Origin of the sequence: Octadecabacter temperatus (genome assembly GCF_001187845.1) — a bacterium.
Taxonomy (GTDB): domain Bacteria; phylum Pseudomonadota; class Alphaproteobacteria; order Rhodobacterales; family Rhodobacteraceae; genus Octadecabacter; species Octadecabacter temperatus.
In genome coordinates this window covers 251,988-278,131 of sequence record NZ_CP012160.1, presented here as the reverse complement: position 1 = coordinate 278,131, position 26,144 = coordinate 251,988, and the positions used below count along the sequence as shown (strand labels likewise).

Annotated in this window: 37 protein-coding genes; 4 read left to right on the top strand and 33 right to left on the bottom strand. The window is 54.0% G+C overall.

Translation table 11 applies throughout. The features are described 5' to 3' along the window. Positions 1 to 104 precede the first annotated feature (104 nt). From OSB_RS01535 to rplO, 13 genes are all read right to left on the bottom strand, one after another. Entirely contained in the window at positions 105 to 1,337 is a 1,233-nt protein-coding gene (locus tag OSB_RS01535; protein ID WP_049833323.1) for an amino acid ABC transporter permease, read from the bottom strand. A gap of 144 nt (positions 1,338 to 1,481) precedes the next feature. Then, positions 1,482 to 2,498: an amino acid ABC transporter substrate-binding protein gene (locus tag OSB_RS01530; RefSeq protein ID WP_049833322.1), complete on the bottom strand. Its 1,017-nt coding sequence runs from the start codon at positions 2,496 to 2,498 to the stop codon at positions 1,482 to 1,484. A 201-nt stretch (positions 2,499 to 2,699) separates the two neighbouring features. Continuing rightward, a complete protein-coding gene (locus OSB_RS01525) occupies positions 2,700 to 3,422 on the bottom strand; it encodes an ATP12 family chaperone protein (RefSeq protein WP_049833321.1) in 723 nt (240 codons plus the stop codon). Positions 3,423 to 3,431: 9 nt separating this feature from the next. Further along, a complete protein-coding gene (locus OSB_RS01520; protein WP_049833320.1) occupies positions 3,432 to 4,475 on the bottom strand; it encodes an RluA family pseudouridine synthase in 1,044 nt (347 codons plus the stop codon). After that, positions 4,472 to 4,846: a fluoride efflux transporter CrcB gene (crcB, locus tag OSB_RS01515; RefSeq protein ID WP_049833319.1), complete on the bottom strand. Its 375-nt coding sequence runs from the start codon at positions 4,844 to 4,846 to the stop codon at positions 4,472 to 4,474. The genes OSB_RS01520 and crcB overlap by 4 nt, the downstream gene beginning before the upstream one ends. A 30-nt stretch (positions 4,847 to 4,876) precedes the next feature. Beyond that, entirely contained in the window at positions 4,877 to 6,184 is a 1,308-nt protein-coding gene (locus OSB_RS01510; protein ID WP_049833318.1) for a replication-associated recombination protein A, read from the bottom strand. An 87-nt stretch (positions 6,185 to 6,271) separates the two neighbouring features. Further along, positions 6,272 to 6,691, bottom strand: coding sequence for a 50S ribosomal protein L17 (gene rplQ, locus OSB_RS01505; RefSeq protein ID WP_049833317.1), 420 nt, complete (start codon positions 6,689 to 6,691; stop codon positions 6,272 to 6,274). Between the two features lie 133 nt (positions 6,692 to 6,824). Next, complete coding sequence (locus tag OSB_RS01500; protein ID WP_049833316.1) at positions 6,825 to 7,841, bottom strand: DNA-directed RNA polymerase subunit alpha; 1,017 nt, start codon at positions 7,839 to 7,841, stop codon at positions 6,825 to 6,827. Between the two features lie 110 nt (positions 7,842 to 7,951). Next, positions 7,952 to 8,341: a 30S ribosomal protein S11 gene (rpsK, locus tag OSB_RS01495; RefSeq protein WP_049833315.1), complete on the bottom strand. Its 390-nt coding sequence runs from the start codon at positions 8,339 to 8,341 to the stop codon at positions 7,952 to 7,954. Positions 8,342 to 8,356: 15 nt separating this feature from the next. Further along, positions 8,357 to 8,725: a 30S ribosomal protein S13 gene (gene rpsM / locus OSB_RS01490; RefSeq protein WP_049836001.1), complete on the bottom strand. Its 369-nt coding sequence runs from the start codon at positions 8,723 to 8,725 to the stop codon at positions 8,357 to 8,359. 186 nt (positions 8,726 to 8,911) lie between these two features. Continuing rightward, positions 8,912 to 9,490 (bottom strand): adenylate kinase, encoded by a 579-nt coding sequence (locus OSB_RS01485; protein ID WP_049836000.1) that lies wholly within the window; start codon positions 9,488 to 9,490, stop codon positions 8,912 to 8,914. Further along, on the bottom strand, positions 9,490 to 10,848 hold the full coding sequence (gene secY, locus OSB_RS01480; protein ID WP_234967405.1) for a preprotein translocase subunit SecY: 1,359 nt from the start codon (positions 10,846 to 10,848) through the stop codon (positions 9,490 to 9,492). Before secY ends, OSB_RS01485 begins: the two co-directional genes overlap by 1 nt. A 135-nt stretch (positions 10,849 to 10,983) precedes the next feature. Next, entirely contained in the window at positions 10,984 to 11,457 is a 474-nt protein-coding gene (gene rplO, locus OSB_RS01475) for a 50S ribosomal protein L15 (protein WP_049833314.1), read from the bottom strand. A 241-nt stretch (positions 11,458 to 11,698) separates the two neighbouring features. Here rplO and OSB_RS01470 point away from each other — a divergent pair, with 241 nt between their 5' ends. After that, positions 11,699 to 12,769, top strand: coding sequence for an acyltransferase family protein (locus tag OSB_RS01470; RefSeq protein WP_049833313.1), 1,071 nt, complete (start codon positions 11,699 to 11,701; stop codon positions 12,767 to 12,769). On the opposite strand, the gene OSB_RS01465 is transcribed toward OSB_RS01470, so the two are convergent. From OSB_RS01465 to rpmC, 14 genes are all read right to left on the bottom strand, one after another. Beyond that, entirely contained in the window at positions 12,766 to 13,986 is a 1,221-nt protein-coding gene (locus OSB_RS01465) for a threonine ammonia-lyase (protein WP_169750359.1), read from the bottom strand. The genes OSB_RS01470 and OSB_RS01465 overlap by 4 nt on opposite strands. 67 nt (positions 13,987 to 14,053) lie before the next feature. Continuing rightward, entirely contained in the window at positions 14,054 to 14,914 is an 861-nt protein-coding gene (gene ppk2 / locus OSB_RS01460; protein ID WP_049833312.1) for a polyphosphate kinase 2, read from the bottom strand. A gap of 332 nt (positions 14,915 to 15,246) precedes the next feature. Continuing rightward, positions 15,247 to 15,816: a hypothetical protein gene (locus tag OSB_RS01455; RefSeq protein ID WP_049833311.1), complete on the bottom strand. Its 570-nt coding sequence runs from the start codon at positions 15,814 to 15,816 to the stop codon at positions 15,247 to 15,249. Positions 15,817 to 15,913: 97 nt separating this feature from the next. Further along, positions 15,914 to 16,102: a 50S ribosomal protein L30 gene (rpmD, locus tag OSB_RS01450; RefSeq protein ID WP_049833310.1), complete on the bottom strand. Its 189-nt coding sequence runs from the start codon at positions 16,100 to 16,102 to the stop codon at positions 15,914 to 15,916. 2 nt (positions 16,103 to 16,104) lie between these two features. After that, positions 16,105 to 16,671: a 30S ribosomal protein S5 gene (gene rpsE / locus OSB_RS01445; RefSeq protein ID WP_049833309.1), complete on the bottom strand. Its 567-nt coding sequence runs from the start codon at positions 16,669 to 16,671 to the stop codon at positions 16,105 to 16,107. Positions 16,672 to 16,785: 114 nt separating this feature from the next. Further along, positions 16,786 to 17,145: a 50S ribosomal protein L18 gene (gene rplR / locus OSB_RS01440; RefSeq protein ID WP_049833308.1), complete on the bottom strand. Its 360-nt coding sequence runs from the start codon at positions 17,143 to 17,145 to the stop codon at positions 16,786 to 16,788. A 5-nt stretch (positions 17,146 to 17,150) separates the two neighbouring features. Continuing rightward, the gene (gene rplF, locus OSB_RS01435; RefSeq protein WP_049833307.1) at positions 17,151 to 17,681 is read right to left on the bottom strand and encodes a 50S ribosomal protein L6; all 531 of its coding nucleotides are present in this window, start codon (positions 17,679 to 17,681) and stop codon (positions 17,151 to 17,153) included. A 10-nt stretch (positions 17,682 to 17,691) separates the two neighbouring features. Beyond that, the gene (gene rpsH / locus OSB_RS01430) at positions 17,692 to 18,084 is read right to left on the bottom strand and encodes a 30S ribosomal protein S8 (RefSeq protein WP_049833306.1); all 393 of its coding nucleotides are present in this window, start codon (positions 18,082 to 18,084) and stop codon (positions 17,692 to 17,694) included. A gap of 12 nt (positions 18,085 to 18,096) precedes the next feature. Then, positions 18,097 to 18,402 (bottom strand): 30S ribosomal protein S14, encoded by a 306-nt coding sequence (rpsN, locus tag OSB_RS01425; RefSeq protein WP_049833305.1) that lies wholly within the window; start codon positions 18,400 to 18,402, stop codon positions 18,097 to 18,099. Positions 18,403 to 18,416: 14 nt separating this feature from the next. After that, entirely contained in the window at positions 18,417 to 18,980 is a 564-nt protein-coding gene (gene rplE, locus OSB_RS01420) for a 50S ribosomal protein L5 (RefSeq protein ID WP_049833304.1), read from the bottom strand. Next, the gene (gene rplX / locus OSB_RS01415; protein ID WP_049833303.1) at positions 18,980 to 19,285 is read right to left on the bottom strand and encodes a 50S ribosomal protein L24; all 306 of its coding nucleotides are present in this window, start codon (positions 19,283 to 19,285) and stop codon (positions 18,980 to 18,982) included. The genes rplE and rplX overlap by 1 nt, the downstream gene beginning before the upstream one ends. Position 19,286: 1 nt before the next feature. Next, the gene (gene rplN / locus OSB_RS01410; protein WP_049833302.1) at positions 19,287 to 19,655 is read right to left on the bottom strand and encodes a 50S ribosomal protein L14; all 369 of its coding nucleotides are present in this window, start codon (positions 19,653 to 19,655) and stop codon (positions 19,287 to 19,289) included. 78 nt (positions 19,656 to 19,733) lie between these two features. Further along, positions 19,734 to 19,964, bottom strand: coding sequence for a 30S ribosomal protein S17 (gene rpsQ, locus OSB_RS01405; RefSeq protein ID WP_049833301.1), 231 nt, complete (start codon positions 19,962 to 19,964; stop codon positions 19,734 to 19,736). 3 nt (positions 19,965 to 19,967) lie between these two features. Continuing rightward, a complete protein-coding gene (rpmC, locus tag OSB_RS01400; protein ID WP_049833300.1) occupies positions 19,968 to 20,177 on the bottom strand; it encodes a 50S ribosomal protein L29 in 210 nt (69 codons plus the stop codon). Between the two features lie 209 nt (positions 20,178 to 20,386). Here rpmC and OSB_RS01395 point away from each other — a divergent pair, with 209 nt between their 5' ends. From OSB_RS01395 to OSB_RS01385, 3 genes are all read left to right on the top strand, one after another. Next, positions 20,387 to 21,391 (top strand): hypothetical protein, encoded by a 1,005-nt coding sequence (locus OSB_RS01395; protein ID WP_049833299.1) that lies wholly within the window; start codon positions 20,387 to 20,389, stop codon positions 21,389 to 21,391. Between the two features lie 28 nt (positions 21,392 to 21,419). Continuing rightward, positions 21,420 to 22,028: a TIGR02466 family protein gene (locus OSB_RS01390; protein ID WP_049833298.1), complete on the top strand. Its 609-nt coding sequence runs from the start codon at positions 21,420 to 21,422 to the stop codon at positions 22,026 to 22,028. Positions 22,029 to 22,104: 76 nt separating this feature from the next. Beyond that, a complete protein-coding gene (locus tag OSB_RS01385) occupies positions 22,105 to 22,785 on the top strand; it encodes a lysozyme family protein (protein ID WP_049833297.1) in 681 nt (226 codons plus the stop codon). Between the two features lie 12 nt (positions 22,786 to 22,797). Here OSB_RS01385 and OSB_RS01380 read toward each other — a convergent pair whose 3' ends face one another. The 6 genes from OSB_RS01380 to rplB form a co-directional block, all read right to left on the bottom strand. Then, positions 22,798 to 23,151, bottom strand: a complete 354-nt coding sequence (locus OSB_RS01380) for a hypothetical protein (RefSeq protein WP_074202271.1) — start codon at positions 23,149 to 23,151, stop codon at positions 22,798 to 22,800. Between the two features lie 175 nt (positions 23,152 to 23,326). Next, a complete protein-coding gene (gene rplP, locus OSB_RS01375) occupies positions 23,327 to 23,740 on the bottom strand; it encodes a 50S ribosomal protein L16 (protein WP_049833295.1) in 414 nt (137 codons plus the stop codon). A 12-nt stretch (positions 23,741 to 23,752) separates the two neighbouring features. Then, on the bottom strand, positions 23,753 to 24,469 hold the full coding sequence (gene rpsC, locus OSB_RS01370; protein ID WP_049833294.1) for a 30S ribosomal protein S3: 717 nt from the start codon (positions 24,467 to 24,469) through the stop codon (positions 23,753 to 23,755). Then, positions 24,469 to 24,849: a 50S ribosomal protein L22 gene (rplV, locus tag OSB_RS01365; RefSeq protein ID WP_049833293.1), complete on the bottom strand. Its 381-nt coding sequence runs from the start codon at positions 24,847 to 24,849 to the stop codon at positions 24,469 to 24,471. Before rplV ends, rpsC begins: the two co-directional genes overlap by 1 nt. A 3-nt stretch (positions 24,850 to 24,852) precedes the next feature. Further along, positions 24,853 to 25,131, bottom strand: a complete 279-nt coding sequence (rpsS, locus tag OSB_RS01360; RefSeq protein ID WP_049833292.1) for a 30S ribosomal protein S19 — start codon at positions 25,129 to 25,131, stop codon at positions 24,853 to 24,855. Between the two features lie 2 nt (positions 25,132 to 25,133). Next, positions 25,134 to 25,976 (bottom strand): 50S ribosomal protein L2, encoded by an 843-nt coding sequence (gene rplB / locus OSB_RS01355; protein WP_049833291.1) that lies wholly within the window; start codon positions 25,974 to 25,976, stop codon positions 25,134 to 25,136. Positions 25,977 to 26,144 lie beyond the last annotated feature (168 nt).

The window sequence follows — 26,144 nt, the reverse complement described above, 5'->3', positions numbered from 1 at the left end:
CACGCATCCACTTGATTGCGCCCTTTTGGCCGACAGGTGGTGACTTTTCAGGCAACATTTCGCCGCGAACGTAACCGACGCCGTGTGTGTTTGTATCGGTCATATCAACGCTCCTGCAGCTGAGTGCGGTTGTTGTAGACGTTCATCACGCCCGAAATCGTTAGGCTTAGCAGCAAGTAGAACGCAGCCATCAAAAGGATACCTTCCAGCTCTCGACCTGTTTGGTTGATCGTGATGCCACCCAATGTCGCGCGAACATCCATGTAACCAACAGCAATCGCCAGTGACGAGTTCTTGGTCAGGTTGAGGTACTGGGAAATCAGCGGCGGAATGATGACCCGCATCGCCTGAGGCAGAATAACGAGGTTCATCGTGCGGCTTGGACGCAGGCCCAGCGCGGCTGCGGCTTCTGACTGTCCTTTGGAAATCGCAAGGATACCAGAGCGCACGATCTCAGCGATGAAGGCACCAGTATAAAGCGACAGAGCAATCCAAAGCGCGATAAGCGAGTTACGAAGGTGCACACCGTCTGTGAAGTTGAAACCCTTGATGTATGGGATCTGCAGATGTGCGCCCATCAGGAACAACAAGGCTCCAGTGGGTACGATAAGAAGCGCGAGCTGCTGGTACCAAGTGGTTGGGCGAATACCCGTGCTTTCTTGGGTTGCATCAGCGCGTCTGCGAACAATTCGGATCACGAACAGGCTGGCAATCAGAACGGCTGCAACAAGTAGCCAGTTCAACAATGGAGCCCCAAGGAGCCCGTTTTCGAACACGACGCCAGGCACATAAACACCACGGTTTGTCACCGCGACACTGTCGCCCAAGATCATGGCGGCATCACCACCGACCTTGAAATCACGAGGCTGTGGCATGCTCTCGGTCATGATCGCGAAGATTGCGATAATCCAAAGCAACAGCGGTACGTTGCGGAAGCCTTCGACGTAAACGGACATCAGTCGGCTAACGACCCAGTTCTTTGAAAGGCGTAGTACACCAACGAAGACGCCGATGATCGTCGCCAAGATACACCCGAGGAATGCGACGAGAAGAGTGTTCAGGATGCCGACAATGGCAGCGCGAAAGTGCGTGGACTGAGAGGTGTACTCGATCAGTCGCTGGTTAATGTCGTAACCTGCTGGCTGCGTCAGAAACCCGAAATTGAAATCTTTGCCCAATGCGGACAAGTTTTGGATGGTATTATTGACGAGCCAGTATAGCCCCAGCACCACCAAGATCATCGCAATCACCTGAATGGTGATCGAGCGGTAGCGCGTATCATAGATAAGTTGGCTAAGCCGAAAGCTGGCCTTCGGTGGATCCGTAAGCGTCGTCATCCCTGAACTCCCTGGCCCTATTCATCTCCGCGCCGGTTGATCCGACTGCGCGTTAAACAGGATTTTAATTGATATCGTCTATGTATGCGAAAGGCATAGGTGAAAGGGCGCGATCCGAAGATCGCGCCCTTTGCTAAGTAGTGTTTAGCGGAATGGTGGGGAGTAGATCAGACCACCTTCAGTCCACATGGCGTTCAGGCCACGTGCAAGACCGATTGGTGTGTTCTCACCAATGTTCTTTTCAAACAGCTCACCGTAGTTGCCGCCCGCCATGATAGCGTTCTTAGCCCAGTCAGCTTCGAGGCCGAGCATCGCGCCCAGTTCACCTTCAGTGCCCAAGAGACGGTTGATCTCTGGGTTGTTGGTGCCAGCAGACAGTTCTGCGATGTTTGCAGATGTCACGCCGAGCTCTTCAGCTGTGATCAAAGCGTTCAATGTCCAACGTGTCACGTCAGCCCATTCGTTGTCGCCGTGGCGAACAAGTGGACCGAGTGGCTCTTTGGAGATGATTTCTGGCAGCAGAACGTGGTCGCCAGGTGCTTCGAACGTTGCGCGTGTCGCAGCAAGGCCGGATGCGTCAGTTGTGTAAACGTCACATGCGCCAGCAAGGTACTGCTGCTGAGCTTCTGCGTTCGTTTCGATAGGCACTGGCTCATAGGAGATGTTGTTGGAACGGAAGAAGTCCGCCAAGTTCAGCTCTGTTGTTGTACCTGTCTGAATGCAAACAGTCGCGCCGTCGAGATCCTTAGCGGAAGAAACGCCGAGGTCACGTGGAACCATGAAGCCTTGGCCGTCATAGTAGTTAACGCCTGTGAATTCGAACTTCAGGTCGACGTCACGGGAGAATGTCCACGTTGTGTTACGTGCGAGGAAGTCGATTTCGCCAGATGCGAGCGCTGTGAAGCGAGTCTGACCAGTTGTTGGAACGAATTCCACAGCCATTGGGTCGCCGAGAACAGCAGCCGCAACAGCGCGACATACGCCAACGTCAAAACCTTCCCATACGCCATTGGCGTCTGGAGCAGCAAAACCAACGAGACCAGTCGTCACGCCGCAGTTCAATGTGCCGCGCGCTTTAACATCGTCAAGCGTGCCAGCAGCAGCTGCGCCAGCAGCAAGACCAGCAACGGTCAGTGCGCCGAGGAGTACTGAATTTTTCATTTATATACCTTCCTGAGTTTCCCTGCGTGAGCCACAGAGATTTTTTGTTCTGCCCAGTTGGACAGGGGCGATACACGCGGGCAAGCCTGCGCAATAGATGGAGAGTGCGGGGATTCCTGCAAAGACGTCAAGGGGCCGCCTGACAATTCCCACCAAAAACAACAGGACAATCGGAAAGTCTATCGCAAAATCACGGTCGATTTACCTGCGAGCGTCTATGTTCGCCATTTGGTAGAAATCTGCTGCGTGAAAGAAAGCTGTTCGTTTGATTTCAGCAACTTGTGTCGCATCATCATCGACACCCCATTGCTCTTCCTGCCATTTTTCGTCGATTCGGGACAAATCCCAAGCGTCAGATGCAGTTAAACGACGTTGCGTCACTGCTAGGGCAATTACCAAAGAACCGGACATCGCTATCAAATCATGCAAGGCAGCCAATTCGAACGGTGACGCTGAAAAAAGTGGCGTCGTGAGCGCTTCCAAGGCAGTTTCATTCTGCGTGATTGGCATAATCCCCTGCGTCGGCACTAACCGCCCACCAAAGATCTTGTCTGCCCAATCTATCAACGGATCCCATCCGTTCGCCTGCCGCGCGACCAACTTTTGTGGCGAGTCGGCGCGGTAACACAGCAAATCACTTCCACCATATGCCGCGAGCATCTCTGCGACTTCGTTGAATTGCACGGAAACCTTATCGATCGCAGCGTTGGCTGATCGGGTAAATGACATCACGCTCGGGTCGATTTTCTCGACAACAGCGCGCCATTCCTCCGCCACCGCCTCGCCCATTTCGCGGCTTGGCACCACAAGCGGTGCTTTTGCCGGCGTTTTAACCGGACGCGTGTCGAGCTGGACAGCAAAGCCACCCTCTTGCTCAACGACATTCACATCTGTCCAAAACCGTTTCGCGACCCAGTTACTCATGTCCGTTGCTCACAATAGCCCTTCAAATGGATTGTCCGGCGCATGGGATTCGGCCCAGCCGAAGAAATTCCATGATTTTTCCATGTGCGGCGGCAAGGACGCTTTGATCCAAAGCTCTTTACCCGTCTCAGGGTGTTCGATCCGCAAAGACCGCGCGTGCAGGTGAAGCTTACGGCCGATTTCTTCGCCCATACCGGCACCCCAGCCATCGCCAGGGTTGTCCTGCACCGCCGCTGAGCCGTATTTGCCGTCCCCGATAATTGGATGCCCGATCTCAGCCATGTGCGCGCGAAGCTGGTGCGTGCGGCCTGTTACTGGCGTCATCGCAACCCATGCTGTGCGGTCAGCCAATGAGGTCAGAACGGTATAATCCGTATGCGCACGTTTCGCGCCGAAGGTTTTGTCGACATCTTTGGGGTGAACGCATTTCATGCGTTCGTTGTCACCCTTCGCACCATGTCCGCCTTGTTTAACGAGGCCGTACTTGATCGAACCAAGTTTCGGGATCGGCACGCCCGCGACAAGGGCCCAGTAAATCTTTTCGGTGTTGCGGTGACGGAAGGCTTCGGTCAGTGATTTTGCAGCCATGCGCGTGCGCGCAAGGATCAGAACGCCAGAGGTATCTTTGTCCAAACGGTGAACAAGACGGGGTTTTTCATCGTACCCAAACTTCAGCGCTTCAGCGAAACCATCGACATGGCGCAACTGTTTGCTGCCACCCTGCGTTGGCAGGCCGGCGGGCTTGTTCAACGCGATGACGTGGTCATCTTTGTAGATCACGCAGCCTTGGATCAGTTCGATATCAGCCTTCTTCATATCGCGTGGACGGCTTTCGACTTGGTCGGCATCTGGCAGCGGTGGAATACGCACGCTTTGCCCAACTTCGACCCGCGTGTTGGATTTCACCCGTCCGCCTTCAACACGGATTTCACCCTTGCGGCACATCTTCTCGATGCCACCCTGCTGAAGGTGGGGGAAACGTCGCTTCATCCAGCGATCAAGGCGCTGGTCGCCCTCATCGGGGCCGACAGTCAGAATTTGAACACGGCTCATGCCAGCACTCCTCGCATGATTAAAATTCCCGCGACGAGTGCCGCGATGGATAGAACGACGGATAGGATAACGTAGGTTGCCGCTTGGCCAACCTCGCCACGCTCAAACAGGGTATAGGCCTCGAGCGAAAATGCCGAGAACGTTGTGAAGCCGCCCAAGATACCCGTCATCAAAAACGGGTTAAGGTGGCTCAGCATCTTTTGCCCCAGATAGACGACAGCGACACCCATCAAGAACGAACCAATGATGTTCACAGCCAAGACACCAAGCGGGAAACCACCGCCCGGACGGAACAAGGCCACGCCCACGCCGTAGCGGGCTGCGGCACCGATGGCACCGCCAAGGGCGACTTGAAGGACAGTTGGTATCATCGGGGCGTCATATGCGCTCAACGCACAGAGTCAACCGTTGCGCTTGTCACGTAGCTTGGCGAAATAATCCACGCGCTTCTTTAAATCACGTTCAAACCCGCGATCAACAGGCAGGTAATAGACGCCACGTTTCATGCCATCGGGGAAGTAGTTGGCACCGCTGAACCCGTCTTCAGCGTCATGGTCATAGGCATAGCCATCCCCATATCCGATGTCCTTCATCAGAGACGTTGGCGCATTAAGGATATGTTTGGGCGGCGGTTCCGACCCCGTTTGCGTCGCCGCATTCATCGCCGCCTTATACGCGACATAAACAGCGTTGGATTTCGGGGCGAGAGCGAGATACGTCAGCGCCTGCGCAAGGGCGAGTTCCCCTTCAGGGCTGCCCAGACGTTCGTAGGTTTGCCAAGCTTGCAGGCAAACATGTTGCGCCTGTGGGTCAGCCAATCCGATATCTTCAACAGCCATGCGCGTAATCCGTCGCGCAAGAAAACGTGGGTCTTCGCCGCCCTTCAGCATCCGCGCAAACCAGTAAAGCGCTGCATCTGGGTCGGACCCGCGCACAGACTTATGAAGGGCGGAGATAAGGTTGTAATGCTCGTCACCTGACTTGTCGTAACGCGCTGCGCGTTTCATCAGACGGGTCGTCAGGGCATCGGTGTCGAGCTTGCCGTCCACCTTCCACGCCGCGACCTGTTCAATCAGGTTCAAAAGCGCGCGCCCGTCCCCGTCCGCCATTTCCAACAGATTTTCACGCGCGGGACCATCCAATGGCAGCTTACGGTCAAGCTCAGCCTCGGCGCGTTGCGCCATGCGTTCAAGGTCCGCCAGAGACAAGCGCTCGAGGACCAATACCTGCGAGCGTGACAAAACCGCAGCGTTCAGCTCAAAGCTTGGGTTTTCCGTGGTGGCGCCGACAAGCAAAATGGTGCCGTCCTCCATGTGGGGCAGAAACCCGTCTTGCTGAGCTTTATTAAAACGGTGGATCTCGTCGACGAACAGCAATGTACCCTTACCGTTTTGACGGCGTATCTTAGCGGCCTCGAATACTTTGCGAAGCTCAGGCACACCCGTAAAAATCGCGCTGATCTGGATGAAGTGCAGATCGGTTTCATCCGCGAGCAATCGCGCGATTGTCGTTTTTCCAACACCGGGCGGCCCCCAAAAGATGAGCGACGACAATGATCCGGAAGCCAGCATCACGCCGAGCGGAGCCTCAGGGCCGAGAACCTGCTCTTGGCCGATCACCTCACCCAAATTGCGCGGACGCAGGCGGTCAGCCAACGGGCGCGGTGCAGTTTCGGGAACGGATGCTCCGGTGTCGAAAAGATCAGCCATGCTGCAACGTAGGCTCCTAAACCAAGTGGTACAACGCGAAAGGCCCGCCTGAAACAGACGGGCCTTCGCTAAATCTATTTGGGTCGCTTACGCTTCTGCGGCTTCTTCAGCAGCAACGCGGGCTTTGTCGCCTGCGCCTTTTGCGTCAACGTCGCGGTCTACGAATTCGATGATCGCCATTGGCGCCATGTCACCGTAGCGGAAGCCGGCCTTCATAACGCGCACGTAACCACCTTGGCGGTCTTTGTAGCGTGGGCCCAAGATGTCGAACAATTTCGCGACATACTTGTCTTGCTTCAACTGTGCGTTTGCCTGACGACGTGCGTGCAGATCGCCGCGTTTCGCCAATGTGATCATCTTTTCGATGATTGGGCGCAGTTCTTTTGCCTTAGGCAACGTTGTTTTGATTTGCTCATGTTCGATGAGCGAGCCAGCCATGTTAGCCCACAAAGCCTTACGGTGTTCGTGAGTACGGTTTAGGCGGCGGTAACCTTTTGCGTGACGCATGTGTCTTCTCCAATAATGTGCCCTCTACGGGCTGTTTTGCTTTGTCTGGCACCCGATGCGTGTCGAGTACTCTCATTGGGTCATGTGACCAAGGTCGTTAGCGGGGGGCCATGTAGCCCCCCAGCCGTATTCTTTAGAAGGAGTCTTCGAATTTCTTCGCAAGATCTTCGATGTTGTCCGGTGGCCAGTCCTCAACGTCCATGCCGAGGTGCAGACCCATCCCTGACAGTACTTCTTTGATTTCGTTCAAAGACTTACGGCCAAAGTTCGGTGTACGTAGCATTTCTGCTTCGGTCTTCTGAATGAGATCGCCGATATACACTATATTGTCGTTCTTCAGGCAGTTCGCGGAACGAACAGAAAGCTCAAGCTCATCAACCTTCTTCAACAGAAGCGGATTGAACTCGAGGCCATCGTCGTCGTTCGCAGCTTGTGCGGACTCAGGCTCATCGAAGTTCACGAAGATGGACAGCTGGTCCTGCAGGATGCGTGCAGCGAATGCTACAGCGTCGTCCGGCGTGATAGAACCGTCTGTTTCGACCTTCATGGTCAGCTTGTCATAGTCCAGAACCTGACCTTCACGTGTCGGCTGAACGTCATAAGAGACTTTCTTGACAGGTGAGTAGATCGCATCAATCGCCATCATGCCGATTGGCGCATCTTCTGGCTTGTTCTTGTCTGCTGCAACATAGCCGTTACCGGTGTTTACAGTCAGTTCCATGTACAAGTCAGCGCCATCGTCGAGGTGACAGATGATGTGGTCTTTGTTCAGGATTTCGATGCCCGCGGATTCAGAGATGTCACCAGCAGTAACAACGCCAGGACCCTTAGCTTGCACTTGCAAACGCTTCGGGCCTTCAACTTCCATACGGATCGCAACGCCCTTGAGGTTCAGAACAACGTCAGTGACGTCTTCGCGAACACCAGAGATGCTGGAGAATTCGTGCAGCACGTTGTCGATCTGAACAGCAGTGATGGCAGCACCCTGAAGGGAGCTCATCAAAATGCGGCGCAGTGCGTTACCAAGTGTCAGACCAAAGCCACGCTCAAGCGGTTCGGCAATCACTGTTGCCTGACGCGCAGGATCGTTGCCTGGCTTAACTTCCAATTGAGTTGGCTTAATCAACTCAGCCCAGTTCTTGTGGATCATGTGTCCCTCCATTCTTGTCTGCCTTTCATGTCCAAAAAGGCAAACGCCCGAGGTTAAAATGACGGATTGGGGCCGCAGACGAACTGCGAACCCCAAGGCGTTAGGATAGTTTAGACGCGGCGACGCTTTGGTGGGCGGCAGCCGTTGTGCGCCATTGGTGTAACGTCACGGATAGATGTGATGTTGAGACCAACAGCAGCCAATGCGCGCAATGCGGATTCACGACCGGAGCCAGGACCCTGCACTTCGACTTCCAGCGTCTTAACGCCGTGTTCTTGTGCTTTCTTAGCCGCATCTTCAGCAGCCATCTGTGCTGCATAAGGTGTGGACTTACGTGAGCCCTTGAAGCCCATTGTACCAGCAGACGACCAAGAGATCGCGTTGCCCTGTACGTCGGAAATCAGGATTTTTGTGTTGTTGAACGAAGAATTCACGTGAGCAACGCCAGCGGCGATGTTCTTGGAGACCTTCTTCTTGGTGCGTTTAGGTTCGCGTGCCATCAGTTTAGCCCTCCCTTATTTCTTCTTACCAGCAATGGCCTTTGCAGGGCCTTTGCGAGTACGTGCGTTTGTGGATGTACGCTGACCGCGAACGGGCAGGTTACGACGGTGACGCAGGCCACGGTAAGAACCGAGATCCATAGCGCGCTTGATGTTCATCTGAACTTCGCGGCGCAGGTCGCCTTCTACTGTGTAGTTTGCGTCAATGTGCTCGCGGATCGCGAGAACTTCGGCGTCGGACAATTCGTTAACGCGACGTGTGAGGTCGATCTTAACGGCTTCGCAAATAGCTTTTGCGGAGGTGTTACCGATTCCGGTGATGTAGGTTAAGGCAATAACAGCCCGCTTTGCAGTCGGGATGTTTACGCCGGCAATACGTGCCACGTGTGCAATTCCTTTTCGTTGCGGGTCCGTCATTCCAGACCCTTTTTTCACAACGTAAGGCCGGAGCGTATTGCTGCCGACCTTAAGTCATATCGAGGTGTTTCGCCTAAGAGCGACTCAGGCGCGTTCCTTGTGGGAACGGCGCTGTTTAGGAGGGTTAAGAGAGTGCGTCAACCCCTGTGAGATTTATCCCAGAACGCCAGCAATCTCGGCAGCGACGCCGTCCATCGTTCCCAGACCATCAACAGACCGCAATTTGCCCTTTGCGTGGTAATAACCGATCAGCGGGGATGTCTGTTTGTAGTAGGCCATGAGACGAATCTTGAGCGACTCTTCGTTGTCGTCCGCACGCGCTGTTCCACCAGCTGCAACAGCGTCAGCAGCGCGACCCAAGATGCGCTCAACGAGAACGTCATCATTCACAGCGAGTTCAATTGCGTGTTCTAGCGTCTGGTCAACTTCCTCAAGCAGCGCGCCCAATGCATCAGCCTGTGCCAAAGTGCGTGGGAAGCCATCAAAGATGAAGCCACCGTGATCGCCACCTGCTTCAAGCTGTTCGCGGATCAATCCGATGACGATCTCATCAGTAACCAATTCTCCACGGTCCATAACACCAGCAACCATGTTGCCCATTTCAGTGCCGGATGTACGTGCCGCGCGCAGCATGTCACCAGTACTCAACTGCACCATGCCACGTTCATCAACGAGCTTTTGTGCTTGAGTGCCTTTGCCGGCTCCGGGTGGTCCGAGAAGAATAATATTGATCATTTGCGCTGAGGACTCCGCTTCTTGCCACCACGCTTACCGCGCAGTTGGGATTTTTCGATAAGGCCTTCGTACTGGTGGGCAAGCAGATGGCTTTGGATTTGTTGGATCGTATCCATACCAACGCTCACAATAATCAGCACCGAAGTACCACCAAAGTAGAACGGGATGGAAAACTGGCTACGCAGGATTTCAGGTAGCAAACAAACGAGAGCAAGGTAACCGGAACCAAGCACCAAGATACGTGTCACAACGTAATCAAGGTATTCCTGCGTACGCTTACCTGGGCGAATACCCGGAACGAAACCATTCTGGTTTTTCAGGTTGTCGGCAACTTCATCCGTCTTGAACGCAACTTCACGTGTGTAGAAGTACGTGAAGAACACGATCATCGCTGTGAAGAACACGAAGTATAGCGGCTGGCCGGGGCCAAAGTACGCAAGGATCGTGGACATGATCGGGCCAGATGCCTCACCGCCAGAGAACGTAGACAATGTCGTCGGCAACAGCAGCAACGCGGAAGCAAAGATCGCTGGGATAACACCGGCTGGGTTAACCTTGATCGGCAGGTGGGAAGACCCGCCATCAAACACCTTCATGCCGACCTGACGGCGCGGGTATTGAATGTGGATCTTACGCAGCGAGCGCTCCATGAAGACAACGAATGCAAGGATCGCGATGACCATCGCAAACACCCCAAGGATAAGACCCCAGTTGTTTGTTTCCTGACCTTGGGCAAGGAAGCCTGCCAGTGCGGCTGGAACTTCGGCAATAATACCAACGAAGATGATCAGTGAAATACCGTTACCAATGCCGCGTGCAGTGATTTGCTCACCCAGCCACATCAGGAACATCGTGCCGCCAACAAGCGTAATTACGCAAGCGACCTGGAAATACAGGCCAGGATCGGTGACGAGCCCACCTGCTTCAAGGGACTTTGCCATCCCGAACGCTTGGAACGTCGCCAGCACCACGGTGCCGTAACGGGTGTATTGGTTCAACTTCTTGCGGCCGACTTCGCCCTCTTTCTTGAGGTTCTTCAGCGGTTCCCACATCGCGCCAAGCAACTGCACGATAATGGACGCCGAGATGTAGGGCATAATGCCGAGCGCAAAGATGCCCATGCGGGACAACGCACCCCCCGTGAACATAGACAGGATACCACCGATACCCGCAGCCGCCTCATCCATGAAGGCGCGGAGCTGGTCAGCGTCGATGCCAGGAACCGGAATATATGTCCCGATGCGGTAAACAATGAGAAGACCGAGCGTGAACAAGATGCGCTGACGCAGTTCTTTGGCTTGGCCAAAGGCGCTCCAGCTTGTGTTCGCGGCCATTTGCTCTGCTGCTGATGCCATTGATTTGTTGCCTATCTATTCGGGTGAACCACGCGGGCTCGATCTAATTATGAAAACGCCGCCAGCAAGGGTGACCAAGCGGCGGCGTCTAAGTCGATTAACGATGTAGTGGGCGTTGCCGCCCCTCACAAGGTGTTATTCCGCCGCAGCAGGTGCCTTAACGGTCAATTTTCCGCCAGCTTTCTCAACTGCAGCAACCGCACCAGCGGATGCACCAGTGACTTCAATGCTAACTTTTGTTGTGATTTCGCCCTTAGCAAGAACGCGAATACCGTCGAGCTTGCGGCGGATAAGACCGGACGCAACGAGTGAATCTTCAGTGATCACTTTACCGTCGAGTTTCTTTTCGTCGATGAACTTTTGGATCAGACCAAGGTTCACAACTGCAAATTTCTTGCGGTTCGGCTTGTTGAAGCCGCGCTTTGGCAGACGTTGGTACAAAGGCATTTGGCCGCCCTCGTAGCCGCCAATAGCAACACCGGAACGGGATTTTTGACCTTTGATACCACGGCCACCCATTTTACCGGTGCCGGAACCCGGGCCACGACCAACGCGCTTGCGTGGTTTCGTTGCGCCTGGATTGTCGTGAAGTTCGTTTAGCTTAACCATGTCGCTGTCTCCTTGCCGGAAGACCTATCCCAGCGACGGAATAGGCACGCGGCGTTAATGTGAATCAGTGGACACAAATGTGACCACTGGCGGCGTATAGACCTGCGCGGTTTGCCGGTCAAGCATTGCAACCCAGAAACGAACTAGCAAAAACGCTCTTTCTCTGACACGTTGAAGGCGATCTCCCTAGCATTGGTCAGTACCGTTTTTGATACCGTTACATTCAACACAAGACCGAAAGGTGCCGACCTATTTCGGGTGGATAGACGCATTACGCGGTATTGCTGCGATTTGCATCGCCGTTTTTCACTATACCCGTTTCTATATGCCGAGTGCGGACGTTCCGGTTATACCCGTCGCCGTTGAAAGCGTGCCTTACACAACATTCCTCTGGCCCATCTATCTATACGGAGAAGAAGCTGTTCGGCTGTTCTGGGTCATTTCAGGTTTTGTATTCGCCCATGTCTATTGGTCACGAGGCACGGATTTCAGGCAGTTTGCAGTCGCGCGGTTTGCACGACTGTACCCGCTGCATTTCGTAACGCTGATTATCGTCGCGGCTCTGCAGATCATCAGCCTAAAGGGCACTGGGCATTGGCAAATTGTGGGTAACAACGACCTAAAACACTTTGTTCTTCAGGTTTTCATGCTGGATACCAGTTTAAACCTATCAGACGGGAACAGTTTCAACGCCCCAATCTGGTCGGTCTCTGCCGAGATTTTCGTCTACATTCTGTTTTTCGCAACGCTTCCACTTACAAAGCGCAATCCGTTGATCATGAGTTTACTGTTATCCGCCGCGTCCTACGCCGCCCTAACAGTTCGGCCCGAAGCATTCATTATCGGACAATGGGTGTTTGTGTGTGCGGTATTCTTTTTCGCTGGTTCCGCATGTTTTGCCGCCTTTCGCGCCTTTGGCGGGCAATCCTCAAAGGTCGGGCTTCTTTTAGTCGGGCTGATTGCGTTTGGGTGGTTTGGGTTTGTGAACCAACAACACAATGCCTTTCTGATTTCGGCCTGCTGTAGCGTGGTTCTAGCAATGGCAATGCTAGAAAACCACGTCAGCAGAACCGGCAGCGTCGTGCGGTTTTTGGGCGATATCAGTTACAGTCTTTATCTGGTCCACATTCCGCTTCAGATCTTCGTGTTGATCATCGTGGACGTCGCGTTCGGTGGCGATCGCAGTTTTGCAGGGACTTACTGGGCTTTGCCTGCGTTTTTGGCTGCCAGTATTGGCGTGGCCTATCTTACAAACCGATATTTTGAAAAACCTGCAGCGCGGTGGCTTCGTCTTAGGTTTGCTAAGCCCTAAACGCCGCTATCCGTCCGCACCTTGAACCCCTGCCCGCGAAGGGTGGCGACGATGGCCTCGACGTGCCCGATGTCACGTGCTTCGATCACCACGTCCAGCTCCGCCTGTTTCAACGACACCGATTGCATCATGCGTTGGTGGATAACTTCAACGACGTTGGCGCCCGTTTCACCGATGATGCGCGAAATGTCCGCCAACTGACCCGGAGTGTCATCGATTTCAAATGTTAGGCGGGTGATGCGGCCATCGCGCACCAAACCGCGTAGGATGAGAGTCGACAATAAGCGACTGTCGATATTCCCGCCACAGATCACAAGACCAACCTTTTTGCCCGCATATGCCGCAAGATTGTTCTTGATCACAGCCAGCCCTGCCCCGGGGGCACCTTCGGCAACCAATTTCTCAGCTGACAACAGATCAAACACCGCGTCTTCAATTTCTGCCTCACTCGCCACATCAATTCGATCCACCAAGGATTTGATGATCTCAACATTGGCGGCGGCTGGTGCCTTTACGGCGATCCCTTCCGCAAGGGTCGCGCCCGCGAAATGGTTCGGGGTCCCGTCGACTGCGGATTTCACGGCATCAAAAATTTCCGCCTGCGCGCCAATGATCTGAACATCTGGCTTCACGGACTTCGCCGCGACAGCCATCCCCGCAATCAACCCACCACCGCCAACAGGAACAACGATGACATCAAGGTCCGGCTGGTCCTCGAGCATTTCAAGCGCGACGGTCCCCTGCCCTGCAGCCACCACCGGATCATCGAACGGATGAATGAACGTCAGCCCATCCTTCGCCGCAAGGTCGAGCGTAAATTGCACAGAGTCGTCAAAATCCGTGCCGTGCTGGATTACCGTCGCACCAAAATCTTCAGTGCGTTTGACCTTATTGAAGGGCGTGCCTTCAGGCATAACGATTGTGCTGGCAATGCCAAGGCGAGTCGCGTGATAGGCCACACCCTGCGCGTGGTTCCCAGCGCTACATGCAATCACACCCGCTTGTTTTTGCGCTTCCGTCAGCGTCAGCAGCTTTGCCAAGGCTCCACGGGCCTTGAACGCGTTGGTGTGCTGGAGGTTCTCAAGCTTGAGGTACAGATCAATCCCAAGCTGCATCGACAAACGCGTCGCATGGATGGTCGGCGTGCGAATAGTCGCATCGCGGATCGCGCTGTAGGTTTGCTGGATCAGCTCAGGGGTCAGGGTCACACGGGCCATTTTGGCGCATCCTTTTGCGAAACGGTCCGTGGACTTTCGGTTGTCACCCTGCCCCTGTCAACGCGCGTCAGCCGCGCTTTTGATCCGGATGCAATGATGTCGCCAGAATGTGGTCCGTTTGATGCAGCACATGGCTTGCTTGCCCGACAATTTTGCCATCCGGCTGACCCACAATGTCGTGGTCCTTTTCAGGGTAGTCCAGGTTGGCCAGGAAGTGGCGCATGCAAGCAAGGCGGGCACGTTTCTTGTCGTCAGACTTGATCACGGTCCAAGGCGCATCGGCGGTGTCTGTGTAAAAGAACATCGCCTCTTTCGCTTCAGTATAGTCTTCCCATTTATCAAGGCTCGCTTTGTCGATCGGGCTCAGCTTCCAGCGCTTCAATGGGTCAGTTTCACGTGACTTAAAGCGTTTCGCTTGTTCCTCCTGAGTGACCGAGAACCAGTACTTATAAAGTTTGACGCCGGATCGTGTGAGCATGCGTTCAAATTCTGGCGTCTGGCGCATGAATTCGAGATATTCATGCGGCTCGCAGAACCCCATGACCCGCTCAACGCCGGCACGGTTGTACCAAGAACGGTCATAGAGCACGATTTCACCGGAGCTGGGGAGGTGTTTGATGTATCGCTGGAAGAACCACTGCCCGCGCTCTTCGTCTGTGGGTTTGTTCAGCGCGACAACGCGGGCGTTTCGCGGGTTCATGTGTTCGGTGAACCGCTTGATCGCACCGCCCTTACCAGCCGCATCGCGACCTTCAAACAGCATCACAAACCGCTGACCCGTCTCGGCGGCCCAGTGTTGGACCTTAAGGAGCTCGGCCTGAAGGTCGGCTTTCTGTTTCTCATACTCGCCTCGCTTCATGCGATCTGAGTATGGGTACTTGCCTTTTTCAAAGCCGATGAGCGTCGCGCCGTTCGTTGTATCCGTCATGTGATGCCTCTTTATGTGATGCCTCTTTTGTTCACATACGGTTAATCAAGTTAGCGGAAACACGTCTCTGACTCAGATCAAACTAGGACTAGAATAGAAAACTTCCCCCGAAATGAAGCGTATTGGTTTGCCGTAGGTGCTCGATCTTGAGGTGCTGATCGACTCCCCGTTGCATCGAAAAGCGCGTGGTGTGGTTGATCGGCGAACAAATGGTCGCGTCGTTGATCACGGCTTAGGTCTGCTGGATCAGGCCGGGGGTCAGGGTTATTAAGTGATCCGAAGTTTTCGCGCCGCTTGAACGCCCTCAGTGTCATTCAACAAAGTGGGTCATTCTAGTTTGGCTCAATCGAACAATCACCCAGATTACCAATGCTTTCGAACATGAATATTTGTCCGTAGAGGGCCCGGCCATTGCAGTTCGCTTCATCAGGTAATTCTTCCGACTGAGAATTGGCCAAAACTATCGTACTCCTCTCCGCTTGTAGCGGGAACGCACGAAGCGAAATGGTCAATGCGGCTGAGTCAATTCTTACAAAGCCTGCCCCGCTATCCAAGAACGATGAAATAGTCTCGGTAGTAACGAGGTTGGTCCCAACCAAAGCGGCAACTTGCGATTCGTCCTCCCCGTTGTTTAGGATTCCTACAAAAACGTCAGTTTCCGAAAGCCCTGCAATTGGTTTCTGCGATATGAAAGGTCGGGGCTGTGAGAAGTAGCCCGCTGTGAAATCCGACGTCTCGAAAAAGATCCCTTGTGTCCAGAAAACGACCTGAGCAGGAGCAACAGTGTAGATACCGCGTTGCAGGGCAGGAAATCTCATAGCAGCGAGTTGCAAAAAGAAGACGCCCAGAATTATTGCAAAATAGCCGATGAGACCAAACTTGAGAACTCGTCTAAATTGCATGAGCGTTCTCCCGCTATTTTATCATCTCTCGTAACGCTAAACAAAAAACGCCCCGCCACAAGGCGGAGCGCTTTCAATTCAGTCTCGAAGTTAAGCGTTAGCCCTTCTCTTCGATGATCTCCACCATGTGGGAGATCTTTTCGACCATGCCGCGAATGGAAGGTGTATCTTCCAGTTCACGTGTTTTGTGCATTTTGTTCAAGCCAAGACCGATAAGCGTTTGCTTTTGGTCTGCGGCGCGACGGATCGGGGAACCGATCTGTTTTACAACGATAGTTTTAGCCATGATTAGGCCTCCTCAACTTCAGCTGCTGGCGCGTCGTCGCGCTTAGGCAGGATGTCAGCAACTTTTTTACCGCGACGCTGAGCAACAGAACGAGGGGATGCCTCTTTCTTCAGGCCGTCAATCGTAGCGCGGATCATGTTGTATGGGTTGGACGAGCCGATGGACTTCGCAACGATGTCCTGAATGCCGAGCATTTCGAACACAGCACGCATTGGACCACCTGCGATAATACCAGTACCCTGTGGAGCAGTACGCATAACAACGCGACCAGCGCCGTGGCGACCGTTCATGTCGTGGTGCAATGTGCGGCCTTCTTTAAGCTGCACGCGGATCATCTGACGCTTGGCTTGCTCAGTGGCTTTACGGATCGCTTCAGGAACTTCCTTAGCTTTACCTTTGCCGAAACCGACGCGGCCTTTTTGGTCGCCGACAACTACGAGTGCGGCGAAACCAAAGCGCTTACCACCCTTAACGGTCTTGGACACACGGTTGATCGCGACAAGGCGATCCTGAAATTCTGGTGTTTCTTCGCGACGGTTGCCGCCACGGTTATTCTGTTCACGAGCCATGTGGCCCTCCTTGATTTGGGTGGCGCATCAGCGCCGTTCATATCAATCCTAGTGAGCAATGCCCCTGGATCATCGGAAGGGCCACACGTTGCCGTGCAGCCCTTCTCAAGTCGTTTAGATCTTCAAACCACCTTCACGCGCAGCTTCGGCCAAGGCCTTCACTTTGCCGTGGAACAAGAAACCGCCACGGTCGAAGTAGGCTTCGGTCACGCCGGCCTTCTTCGCTCGTTCTGCGATTGCTGTGCCGATTTTGGCAGCAGCTTCGACGTTGTTCTTGCCAACGACGCCCAGGGACTTCTCGAGAGAAGACGCTGAAGCGAGCGTTACGCCGTTCACATCGTCGATCAGCTGTACGCTGATGTTCTTGGAGGAGCGGTGCACGGAAAGACGCGGACGTCCTGCGTTTACCTTGCGAAGTTTGTTCCGAACGCGCAGGCGGCGTTTGATGAACAATTGACGTTTTGTGTTTGCCATTGTTCTTACCTCTTACCTTCTTTGCGGAAGATATACTCGTCCACATATTTGATGCCCTTGCCTTTGTAAGGCTCAGGCTTGCGCCATTCGCGGATGTTTGCAGCAACTTGGCCAACTTGTTGTTGGTCATTGCCTTCCACGATGATGATCGTTGGCTTTGGAGCTGTGACGGTTACGCCAGCAGGTACTTCAAAGTCCACGTCGTGGGAGTAACCGAGGTTCAGCTTCAGGGTGTTGCCCTGCATCTGAGCACGGTAACCAACGCCGTTGATCTCAAGCTCTTTTTTGAAGCCAGTCGTCACACCCGTCACGAGGTTCTGAACCTGTGTACGGGACATGCCCCACTGCTGCTTTGCACGCTTGGACTTGCCACGCGGCGTTACAGAAACGGTGCCATCTTCAACTGCCAATGTGACATCGTCAGATGCTGTGAAGCTGCGGGTGCCTTTCGGCCCCTTAACTTCTACTGTTTGGCCGGACACAGATGCAGTTACGCCATCTGGAAGTCCAACCGGTTTTTTACCAATACGAGACATCGTTTTCTCCTTAGAATACGGTGCAGAGCACTTCGCCGCCAACATTGGCCGCCCGTGCGTTTGCATCCGACATCACACCCTTTGGGGTGGAGACAATCGACACACCCAAGCCCTGACGGACCTGTGGGATGTCATTAGCGCCCATGTAAACGCGACGGCCAGGTGTAGAAACCCGCTTCACTTCACGAATTACAGCTTCGCCCTCGTAGTACTTGAGGCTGATGTCGAATGCCGGGTGGCCGTCAGCGCCAGTCGTGGCTTCGAAGCCGCGAATGTAACCTTCGTCCGCCAGGACTTCGAGCACCCAGCCGCGCAGTTTGGAAGCGGGTGTTGCCACCACAGACTTACCGCGCAATTGGCCGTTACGGATGCGTGTCAGCATATCACCGATAGGATCGTTCATAATATGTGCTCCTTACCAGCTAGACTTGACCATACCGGGAATTTCGCCATTGGAACCTAGGTCCCGAAGTGCGATCCGGCTGATCTTAAGCTTACGGTAGTACGCGTGCGGACGACCTGTGAGCTGGCAACGGTTGTGCAAACGAACTGGCGCAGAGTTGCGTGGCAGTTTGGCAAGCTTCAGACGAGCAGTGAACCGCTCTTCCATTGTCTTGCTGTCATCATTTGCGATTGCTTTGAGTTCTGCGCGCTTAGCTGCGTACTTTTTTACGAGCTTCTCACGCTTAACTTCGCGGGCGATCATGGATTTCTTAGCCATACTATCTGTCCCCTTTAGCTGTTGAACGGCATGTTGAAATGCTTCAACAGCGCTTTTGCTTCTGCATCGTTTTCTGCAGTTGTGCAGATGACGATATCCATGCCCCAAGCAACGTCGACTTTGTCGAAGTTGATTTCCGGGAATACGATGTGTTCCTTCATGCCCATAGCGTAGTTGCCACGGCCATCGAACGACTTGCCAGAAATGCCGCGGAAGTCGCGGATACGTGGCATGGCGATCGTGGTAAGACGGTCAAGGAATTCAAACATACGGTCGCCACGAAGTGTAACCTTCGCGCCAAGTGGCATGTCTTCACGAACGCGGAAACCAGCGATGGATTTCTTTGCTTTCGTGACAACGGCCAACTGACCAGCAATCGCAGACAGATCTTCCTGAGCTGACTTAGCTTTCTTGGTGTCGTTCACAGCTTCGGAACCACAGCCGATGTTCAGAACAATTTTGTCCAAACGTGGCGTCTGCATAGCGTTCTTGTACTTGAACTCTTCCATCATCGCAGCGCGGATGGTGTCGTTGTACATCGCCTTGAAACGAGGTGTGTAGTTTGCAGTATCGAGCATTAGATCACATCCCCTGTTGTCTTAGCGACGCGAACTTTTTTGTCGCCTTCGATTTTGAAACCGACGCGTGTCGCTTTGCCGTTCTTGTCAACGAACGCGAGGTTGCTGAGCTGAATTGGCATCGCTTTAGGTGTACGACCACCTTGCGTTGTTTGGGATTGCTTAACGTGGCGAACAGCAATGTTCACACCGTCTACAACTGCTTTGCCAGCCTTAGGGTCAACAGACGAGATTTCGCCAGTTTTGCCTTTGTCTTTGCCAGCAAGCACGATGACCTTGTCACCTTTGCGGAGTTTAGCAGCCATTTTACAGCACCTCCGGAGCGAGCGAGATGATCTTCATGAAGTTCTTCGCGCGAAGCTCACGAACCACTGGCCCGAAAATACGGGTGCCAACAGGCTCGTTGCTTGTGTTGAGGATGACAGCAGCGTTGCTGTCAAAACGAATTGCCGTACCGTCATCACGACGGACTTCCTTACGTGTGCGTACGACGACGGCCTTACGGACGTCACCTTTCTTTACGCGACCACGTGGAATGGCCTCTTTCACCGATACGACGATGATATCGCCGACCGATGCGTAACGACGGTGGGAACCGCCGAGGACCTTGATACACTGAACACGGCGAGCGCCGCTGTTGTCAGCCACATCAAGATTGGTCTGCATCTGGATCATTTAGACTTCTCCCGACCTATAGGGTTTTCCCCGATTCTGACCGGGCCCCTAGGGTTTCGTTAAATAGGTTGTGGCTGCTTACGCAGTGATCACTTCCCAGCGTTTGGTTTTAGACTTTGGCGCACATTCTTGGATGCGGACTTGGTCGCCCACGTTGAATGTGTTGGCCTCATCGTGCGCCCGGTATTTTTTGGACTTACGAATTGTCTTCTTAAGAACTGGGTGCGTGAAACGACGTTCTACGGACACAGTTACGGTCTGTTCGTTCTGGTTGCTTGTGACAACACCAGTCAGGATACGCTTAGGCATCTATTAAGCCTCCGTCTTGGCGGCATCAGCCGCTTTTTCGTTCAGGATGGTTTTAACACGGGCTGCGTCACGCTTAACTGTGCGCATACGAGCTGTGTTTTCCATTGCGCCTGTCGCCTGCTGAAAACGCAGGTTGAAGGACTCTTTTTTCAGGTTGGACAGCTCATCACGAAGCTGATCCGGGGTTTTATCCCGTAGTTCTTTCGCGTCCATTGGACGACTCCTTTTGCAACATCATCGGCGAGCGGTTCATACAGAGCGCACAAACGTAACCCGAATCTCCGATGGAGTGGGTAGATTGGGGGCGTATAGGGGGTGTTTAGGTGTGTGGCAACCCCTTGTAGCAACGAGTTTTGCAACGCAAATTCAATTGTCACAGGTAAAAATTCCTGTTTCTCTACAGTAGCACAGGAGACGCGACTATGACCACTTACCTCGCCCAAGAAATGCCGTTCCCAGATACGCTCCCTGAGGGATTTGCTGCACTCACGAATGAGCCTGTTTTTGATCCAGTCAAGCACCTGCAGCTTGAAGCGCCAGCCGAAGTCTATTCACTTGCCGATCTCGGTTATTCTGACACCGAGATCGCCGCCTGCCCCACCTCATTTGGTGCAACATCCGTGTTTCGCATTCTGTCAGACGAAGGTGCTGCAGCATTGTTAGAGGTTGCCCACCTGCTTGAGGCTTTCACCACATCCAATGCGCGGATCGCTCGAAATGTCCGCGGCGGCGCTTATCGGTCCAAATTTCTACGCGATCTTTGCCTGCACCCAGAGGTTACGAAATTCATGTCGGGTATTTGCGGTATTCCGCTGTTGCCCCACACAATCCCGCACCAGCTTGGACACCTGAACTACAACCCAGAGACTGTTGGTGAAAATGTCGACAAATGGCACGTAGATACGCTGCGCATTGATTACGTAATGTTTGTCACAGATCCTAAATCGGTAGAGGGTGGCGAGTTTCAATATTATCGCGGCACCAAAGATGAATTCCTAGCGCGCAAAAAGGCGGGTGAGCCGCTGGACGAATCTAAAGTTGTTTCACCCGATATGCCTGGCCCCGGGTACGCGATCTTGCAGCAAGGCAATATGGTTGTGCACCGCGCTAAAGGCCTTCAAGCAGCAGGCGAGCGGATTACGATGGTGAACGGTTATGTCCCGCGCGACGTGCGTTTTCCCGATTTCTCACGCTTTGATCAACTGTCACTGGTCGATCCAACGCATGTTGTTGGCGCGGAATACTTGCGCCACCGGCAATGGATGATGCGTGAACGACTTGCGGCTGAGATCGCAGGCTTCACATTTCACACAGACACCGATGCAATGGCCGATAACCTTAGTGACATGGCAGATGACATGTCAGACGTCGCGGCACAGCTGCGCGCTGCGGGCCAGGCTGAAATCGAACATTTTGGGGATGGTTGAAGTTACGTGAAGGGCTTAATTGAGAAGTATGACCAAAATCAAATCCCTCTTCGCCACCCGCCTTTATCAATCCACGCTGGGCCCCATCGACCCCGATGAGCTGCGTGCGTCTTGCTATTCCATTGCCGAGGATGACGATGCAGGCAATGAGTGGTGTGAGGCCAATGATTTCCCCGGCTACACGTCCTATGCCTCGCTGACCGATCTGCCGTGGCGGTTTCCGATCTTTCAGCAAGTCGTCAATGCGCTCGACGCCCATGTCGCGGCGTTTGCCGAGGATTTGGAGTTCGATCTAGATGATCGCAAGCTGGTGCTGGAAGATATCTGGATCAACATCCTGCCCGAGGGCGGCATTCATACGTCCCACATACACCCCCATTCCGTCATTTCCGGCACGACCTACGTGAAAATGCCCGAGGGCGCCTCTGCGCTAAAGCTGGAAGACCCGCGCGCACAGATGATGATGGCCGCGCCGTCGCGCAAGAAAGACTGCCGCGAGGAGCTGAAGCAGTTCGTCTACGTGAAGCCCGCCGTTGGCGATGTGTTGCTCTGGGAAAGCTGGCTGCGCCACGAAGTCCCGATGAACATGTCCGAGGACGACCGGATTTCCGTAAGTTTTAATTACAAATGGGAATAGTTTTCCAACGCCCCTGAAACCAACCGTCAACGATTAACCATCATACCCGCCCTGAACTCAGAAGGGGTGCGGTTTTATGGTTCGGATATGGTTGGTGTCTATAATGGTCTGCTCGGCGCAGGCCGCCAGCGCGGAATTGAGCTCCCTCTTCCCACGCGCAACTGCCGCCCCCGAAATCGCCACCCGCGCCAGCCTGTTTGCATCTGATCCGCAGATTGGCTTCTTCGCCCCCCGACCCGAACCGAGCTTGGAAGTTGCGCCAAAGGTCGGAACGGGGAGTGATCCTGTCGACCACCTGCTCAGCCTCATCGCCCGCGCTGAAGCGGGGTCCGCAGGATACGATGCCGTGCAACACGGCGCACGTGTGAAGCCAGCGCATCGGCCCACGGACATGACACTGGGCGAAATCTATCAATGGATCGCCGACACCCCCGGCCAACCGCACGCGATCGGGCGTTACCAGTTCATCCCGAGCACGCTACGGCGCGTGGCTGATGTTCGCGGGTTCGGCCCAGAAACCCCGTTCACTGCTGGCGTGCAAGACGCACTGGCATTGGTGTTGCTGGAAGACGCAGGGCTGTCACGGTTCCAAGCGGGTGAGCTAAGCAGGCGAAGGTTCATGCATAACCTAGCTCAGATATGGGCAGGATTACCGCTCCCCAATGGGCGGTCGTACTACGAAGGGCACGCAGGTAATTCCGCGACCATGACCTGGGCAACGTTTGATGGCGGGATGGCGCGGATTTGGGGAGGTTGAGGCGTCTGTGATTTATTTTGCGGCACCACATCCAGAGTCTTCGAACCCGAATGCCTCGAAGACAAAGCTCCCGATTATTCCACCGCTCTTCAATCGAACGCCAATAAAGTCAGCCTCCAACTGCGGGTTTTGTTCTAGAATAAGCGGTACAACCTCAGGCGAAAACTGATCGCATAGCGCTTTTAGGAATTCATCGGGCACATCTCGAACCCGCGCTCCTCGAATTTCAAACTGCATTTCAATGCCTGTCCCGTGCAGAGAATGCTCTGCAATTCCAGCATCCGCGAGCCTTACTTGTATATCCTGTGCCAGAACGGGCATCGCGCCAATCCAAAGCAAAGTAACGCTCACGAAAATTCTAAACATGTTGTGTTTTCAACGCCCCTAGCACTGCGATCCAAGGTAGGTTGATGTTCGGAAGAAGAAAACCCCCGCCGATTTCTCGGCGGAGGTCTAATTCTTTGAACCGGTGTGGCGCCGCAATTGACTAGGTCAATCGCTTACCGCCACTCCGCGAATTCGCAGATGCGAATATCGCGAATCACCAGTCTTCGCGAAGAACTGTGCGTGTTTTCACAGGCAACTTCATCGCAGCGAGGCGCAGGGCTTCGCGGGCGATGTCTTCGGAGACACCATCAATTTCGAACATGATGCGGCCAGGTTTGACCTTACATGCCCAATAATCAACGGAACCTTTACCCTTACCCATACGAACTTCGACGGGCTTGGATGTGACAGGTACGTCCGGGAAGATGCGGATCCAAACACGACCTTGACGTTTCATGTGACGTGTCATCGCGCGGCGTGCTGCCTCGATCTGACGTGCAGTCACACGTTCCGGTGTCGTCGCCTTGAGACCAAATGTGCCGAAGTTCAGGTCGGAGCCACCTTTGGCTTCGCCCTTGATGCGGCCTTTGTGCATCTTGCGGAATTTAGTGCGTTTTGGCTGAAGCATTGTTTAATCCTTTCAGCGATCACGGCCACCAGGACGTGCGCCGCGCGGGGGCGGACCATCCTGAAGCTCTTGAAGTTTACGATCATGTGCAGACGGATCGTGCTCCATGATTTCACCTTTGAAGATCCAAGTCTTGATCCCGATGATACCATAAGCAGTCTGTGCTTCGACGTGCGCGTAATCGATGTCAGCACGAAGGGTGTGGAGTGGCACACGGCCCTCACGATACCATTCAGTACGCGCAATCTCTGCACCGCCAAGACGGCCAGCGAGGTTAACGCGGATACCGAGGGCACCCATACGCATTGCGTTCTGTACCGCACGCTTCATAGCGCGACGGAAAGAAACACGACGCTCGAGCTGCTGAGAGATACTCTCACCAACCAAGACAGCGTCCAGCTCTGGCTTGCGAACTTCAACGATGTTGAGGTGCAATTCAGATTCTGTCAGCGCGGCAAGCTTTTGGCGAAGCGTCTCGATGTCCGCGCCTTTCTTACCGATGATGACGCCAGGACGTGCAGTGTGAATAGTTACGCGGCACTTCTTGTGCGGACGCTCGATGATGACACGGCTAACACCGGCTTGTTTACATTCTGTCTTGATGAAGTCCTTGATCTTAAGGTCTTCGAGCAGAAGGTTACCGTAGTCTTTCGTGTCAGCGTACCAGCGGCTGTCCCAGGTGCGGTTGACCTGAAGACGCATGCCGATCGGGTTTACTTTGTTACCCATTATGCTTGCTCCTCAACTTGGCGTACCAGGATTGTGATTTCAGCGAACGGCTTGACGATTTTACCGAAACGGCCACGTGCACGAGGACGTCCACGCTTCATTGTCAAGTTTTTGCCCACATAGGCCTCAGCAACGATGAGCTCATCGACGTCGAGGTTGTGGTTGTTCTCTGCGTTGGCAATAGCGGACTGAAGGCATTTCTTCACGTCCAGCGCGATGCGCTTCTTGGAGAACGTCAGGTCCGTAAGGGCCTTGTCCACCTTTTTGCCGCGGATCATACCGGCCAACAGGTTAAGTTTCTGCGGGGACGTCTTCAGCATGCGCAGTTTTGCACGTGCTTCGTTGTCTGCCACGCGGCGGGGATTCTTATCCTTGCTCATGACTTATTTCCGCTTCGCTTTTTTATCAGCCGCATGGCCATAATAAGTCCGAGTTGGTGAGTACTCACCAAACTTCTGACCGATCATGTCTTCGGTGATCGTGATTGGGATATGCTTACGGCCGTTGTAGACACCGAATGTCAAACCAACGAACTGCGGCAAGATTGTCGAACGACGGGACCAAATCTTGATAACGTCATTGCGGCCGGATTCTTTGGCAACTTCGGCTTTCTTAAGCACGTAGCTGTCAACGAATGGACCTTTCCATACTGAACGAGCCATTCTTAACGACCCTTCTTCTTGGCGTGGCGCGACCGGATAATCAGGCGGCTAGACGCTTTGTTCTTGTTGCGAGTTTTCGCACCCTTTGTTGGCTTACCCCAAGGAGTAACCGGGTGACGACCACCGGATGTACGACCCTCACCACCACCGTGTGGGTGATCGACAGGGTTCATAACAACACCACGAACAGATGGGCGCTTACCGTAGTGACGCATACGTCCGGCTTTACCCATGTTCTGGTTGGAGTTGTCAGGGTTGGACACGGCACCAACGGTGGCCATGCATTCCTGACGCACGAGGCGCAATTCACCAGAGCTCAGACGGATCTGAGCGTAACCACCGTCACGACCTACGAACTGTGCGTAGGTTCCAGCTGCACGGGCGATCTGGCCGCCTTTGCCTGGCTTCATTTCGATGTTGTGAATGATTGTACCGATTGGCATGCCAGAGAACGGCATTGCGTTGCCTGGCTTGATGTCTGCCTTAGCAGAAGCAATGACCTTATCGCCAACAGCCAAACGCTGTGGTGCGATGATGTAGGCTTGCTCGCCATCTGTGTACTGAACGAGCGCGATGAATGCGGTGCGGTTCGGGTCATATTCGATCCGAGCTACAACAGCTTCCATGTCGAGCTTGTTACGTTTAAAATCTACGATGCGGTAAAGGCGTTTTGCCCCACCACCACGACGACGTGATGTGATACGTCCGGTGTTGTTCCGTCCGCCCGATTTCGTCAGACCCTCTGTGAGGGCCTTAACTGGGCGACCTTTCCAAAGCTCCGAACGGTCAATCAGCACCAACCCACGTTGGCCAGGCGTCGTCGGTTTATACGACTTGAGTGCCATGTTTGCTACTTCCGTTTGCTTGGCGGACCACTCGCGTGGCCCTGATGTTTATAGGCCCCCGTAGGTGCCCGATGATATGTCTCTGCAGACAACAACAAAGCCCCAGACGAATCTGGGGCTGTGCCGATGGGGTCTGATAGGGGGGATGGGGGTAGAGGTCAAGCGCTT

Excerpts from the sequence above, each read along its gene's own strand:
- OSB_RS01535 (WP_049833323.1), bottom strand. The coding sequence starts at position 1,337 with ATGACGACGCTTACGGATCCACCGAAGGCCAGCTTTCGGCTTAGCCAA.
- OSB_RS01530 (WP_049833322.1), bottom strand. The coding sequence starts at position 2,498 with ATGAAAAATTCAGTACTCCTCGGCGCACTGACCGTTGCTGGTCTTGCT.
- OSB_RS01525 (WP_049833321.1), bottom strand. The coding sequence starts at position 3,422 with ATGAGTAACTGGGTCGCGAAACGGTTTTGGACAGATGTGAATGTCGTT.
- OSB_RS01520 (WP_049833320.1), bottom strand. The coding sequence starts at position 4,475 with ATGAGCCGTGTTCAAATTCTGACTGTCGGCCCCGATGAGGGCGACCAG.
- crcB (WP_049833319.1), bottom strand. The coding sequence starts at position 4,846 with ATGATACCAACTGTCCTTCAAGTCGCCCTTGGCGGTGCCATCGGTGCC.
- OSB_RS01510 (WP_049833318.1), bottom strand. The coding sequence starts at position 6,184 with ATGGCTGATCTTTTCGACACCGGAGCATCCGTTCCCGAAACTGCACCG.
- rplQ (WP_049833317.1), bottom strand. The coding sequence starts at position 6,691 with ATGCGTCACGCAAAAGGTTACCGCCGCCTAAACCGTACTCACGAACAC.
- OSB_RS01500 (WP_049833316.1), bottom strand. The coding sequence starts at position 7,841 with ATGATCCACAAGAACTGGGCTGAGTTGATTAAGCCAACTCAATTGGAA.
- rpsK (WP_049833315.1), bottom strand. The coding sequence starts at position 8,341 with ATGGCACGCGAACCTAAACGCACCAAGAAGAAGGTCTCCAAGAACATC.
- secY (WP_234967405.1), bottom strand. The coding sequence starts at position 10,848 with ATGGCATCAGCAGCAGAGCAAATGGCCGCGAACACAAGCTGGAGCGCC.
- rplO (WP_049833314.1), bottom strand. The coding sequence starts at position 11,457 with ATGGTTAAGCTAAACGAACTTCACGACAATCCAGGCGCAACGAAACCA.
- OSB_RS01465 (WP_169750359.1), bottom strand. The coding sequence starts at position 13,986 with ATGGCCCGTGTGACCCTGACCCCTGAGCTGATCCAGCAAACCTACAGC.
- ppk2 (WP_049833312.1), bottom strand. The coding sequence starts at position 14,914 with ATGACGGATACAACGAACGGCGCGACGCTCATCGGCTTTGAAAAAGGC.
- OSB_RS01455 (WP_049833311.1), bottom strand. The coding sequence starts at position 15,816 with ATGCAATTTAGACGAGTTCTCAAGTTTGGTCTCATCGGCTATTTTGCA.
- rpmD (WP_049833310.1), bottom strand. The coding sequence starts at position 16,102 with ATGGCTAAAACTATCGTTGTAAAACAGATCGGTTCCCCGATCCGTCGC.
- rpsE (WP_049833309.1), bottom strand. The coding sequence starts at position 16,671 with ATGGCTCGTGAACAGAATAACCGTGGCGGCAACCGTCGCGAAGAAACA.
- rplR (WP_049833308.1), bottom strand. The coding sequence starts at position 17,145 with ATGGCAAACACAAAACGTCAATTGTTCATCAAACGCCGCCTGCGCGTT.
- rplF (WP_049833307.1), bottom strand. The coding sequence starts at position 17,681 with ATGTCTCGTATTGGTAAAAAACCGGTTGGACTTCCAGATGGCGTAACT.
- rpsH (WP_049833306.1), bottom strand. The coding sequence starts at position 18,084 with ATGAACGATCCTATCGGTGATATGCTGACACGCATCCGTAACGGCCAA.
- rpsN (WP_049833305.1), bottom strand. The coding sequence starts at position 18,402 with ATGGCTAAGAAATCCATGATCGCCCGCGAAGTTAAGCGTGAGAAGCTC.
- rplE (WP_049833304.1), bottom strand. The coding sequence starts at position 18,980 with ATGCTCGATACTGCAAACTACACACCTCGTTTCAAGGCGATGTACAAC.
- rplX (WP_049833303.1), bottom strand. The coding sequence starts at position 19,285 with ATGGCTGCTAAACTCCGCAAAGGTGACAAGGTCATCGTGCTTGCTGGC.
- rplN (WP_049833302.1), bottom strand. The coding sequence starts at position 19,655 with ATGATCCAGATGCAGACCAATCTTGATGTGGCTGACAACAGCGGCGCT.
- rpsQ (WP_049833301.1), bottom strand. The coding sequence starts at position 19,964 with ATGCCTAAGCGTATCCTGACTGGTGTTGTCACAAGCAACCAGAACGAA.
- rpmC (WP_049833300.1), bottom strand. The coding sequence starts at position 20,177 with ATGGACGCGAAAGAACTACGGGATAAAACCCCGGATCAGCTTCGTGAT.
- OSB_RS01395 (WP_049833299.1), top strand. The coding sequence starts at position 20,387 with ATGACCACTTACCTCGCCCAAGAAATGCCGTTCCCAGATACGCTCCCT.
- OSB_RS01390 (WP_049833298.1), top strand. The coding sequence starts at position 21,420 with ATGACCAAAATCAAATCCCTCTTCGCCACCCGCCTTTATCAATCCACG.
- OSB_RS01385 (WP_049833297.1), top strand. The coding sequence starts at position 22,105 with ATGGTTCGGATATGGTTGGTGTCTATAATGGTCTGCTCGGCGCAGGCC.
- OSB_RS01380 (WP_074202271.1), bottom strand. The coding sequence starts at position 23,151 with ATGTTTAGAATTTTCGTGAGCGTTACTTTGCTTTGGATTGGCGCGATG.
- rplP (WP_049833295.1), bottom strand. The coding sequence starts at position 23,740 with ATGCTTCAGCCAAAACGCACTAAATTCCGCAAGATGCACAAAGGCCGC.
- rpsC (WP_049833294.1), bottom strand. The coding sequence starts at position 24,469 with ATGGGTAACAAAGTAAACCCGATCGGCATGCGTCTTCAGGTCAACCGC.
- rplV (WP_049833293.1), bottom strand. The coding sequence starts at position 24,849 with ATGAGCAAGGATAAGAATCCCCGCCGCGTGGCAGACAACGAAGCACGT.
- rpsS (WP_049833292.1), bottom strand. The coding sequence starts at position 25,131 with ATGGCTCGTTCAGTATGGAAAGGTCCATTCGTTGACAGCTACGTGCTT.
- rplB (WP_049833291.1), bottom strand. The coding sequence starts at position 25,976 with ATGGCACTCAAGTCGTATAAACCGACGACGCCTGGCCAACGTGGGTTG.